The following is a 1,148-nucleotide window of genomic DNA, read 5'->3' as shown; positions in this document are numbered from 1 at the left end:
AATAGTAAATATTTCATTTTTTGGTAATTAATCTGGTTTTATTGCTGTTTAGATACTTCCATTATTTCTTTCTCTTTCCCGTGATACTCAAATAGTTCGTTAACGGTTACATAGACTTTTTTCTAAGTTTTATTGAGTTAAAGATTTTTGTTTTCTAATTTCTGCAACTTTTAATTTATTCATACTTATAAACTACTCCTTACCTAAAAAATGAACACGAAAGTTAATTCAAAATTAAATTTTTGAAAGAAAAGATATACTAAAAATGATGAAAAAAACACAAGTGCTAGTAACACTCGTACCTTAGTAACCCTGTTAAAAAGACGGTGATTTTTCGGAATTACTTAACCATTCTTACTCGGTCAAAAGTTGGGAATAATTATTTTTTTCTTAATTTAATAAGTTCGATAACAAGACCGATAAATGCAATGATGAACATTCCAAATTGCAACATAATGCTTATATCAACCAAAAGGCGTCTCGTTTCTAAAGATTTAATCGATACCGTCATTAACCATCAATCCAACTTGCTTACATTGATTATTATATGAATGTAAGCAATCTTTTTAGAAGATCTTAAACCGAATAAACATACAAAATAATCGCAAATGAAAAAGTATGAAAATGCGTCGTTAAAGTGATATATAAAGTGTAATAATGACAAAAAGAGACAAATGCCGTCATGACGATTTTTTGTTTCTTTATTGTTATTTAATATAACTAATTACATAGGTGGTAAAATTGTACATTCTATTCATAAATTAATCTCTATACTACAATGTTTTGAAAGTTATATATTGGTGTTATGTTAATAGCATAACTGTATTAGCAATTTTAAATAAGGAGAATAAAATGAAAATAACGAATATTACTAAAAAGTACAAAGATAATACTGTATTAGATCATTTAAATTTTTCATTTGATTCTAGCCATATCGTTGGATTAATTGGGAAAAATGGAGTCGGAAAAACTACCATTATGAAAATTATGAACGGCAATATTGCGAACTTTAAAGGCAAAGTTGATTTTGACCAAAATCAAAAAATTGGTTATTTAATTGAACATCCTAAGCTATATCAAGACCTATCGGGATTAAAAAACTTAAAAAATTTTAGTAATATATTAGGTGTAAAGTTTGATAAAGACTA

2 protein-coding genes are annotated in these 1,148 nt (G+C 26.3%); one reads left to right on the top strand and one right to left on the bottom strand.

Annotation, left to right across the window (positions count from 1 at the left end; genetic code table 11):
- Positions 1–379 precede the first annotated feature (379 nt).
- Positions 380–472: a putative holin-like toxin gene (locus IE142_RS37190; RefSeq protein ID WP_252908894.1), complete on the bottom strand. Its 93-nt coding sequence runs from the start codon at positions 470–472 to the stop codon at positions 380–382.
- 380 nt (positions 473–852) lie between these two features.
- Here IE142_RS37190 and IE142_RS34740 point away from each other — a divergent pair.
- Positions 853–1,148: ATP-binding cassette domain-containing protein (locus IE142_RS34740; RefSeq protein WP_191889401.1), on the top strand; the 296-nt coding region annotated here is incomplete at its 3' end.

It is taken from the genome of Streptomyces mutabilis, from assembly GCF_014649815.1.
Lineage (GTDB): Bacteria > Actinomycetota > Actinomycetes > Streptomycetales > Streptomycetaceae > Streptomyces > Streptomyces mutabilis.
Note: the sequence above shows the minus strand (reverse complement) of the source record. Positions and strands in the feature narration are given on the sequence as shown.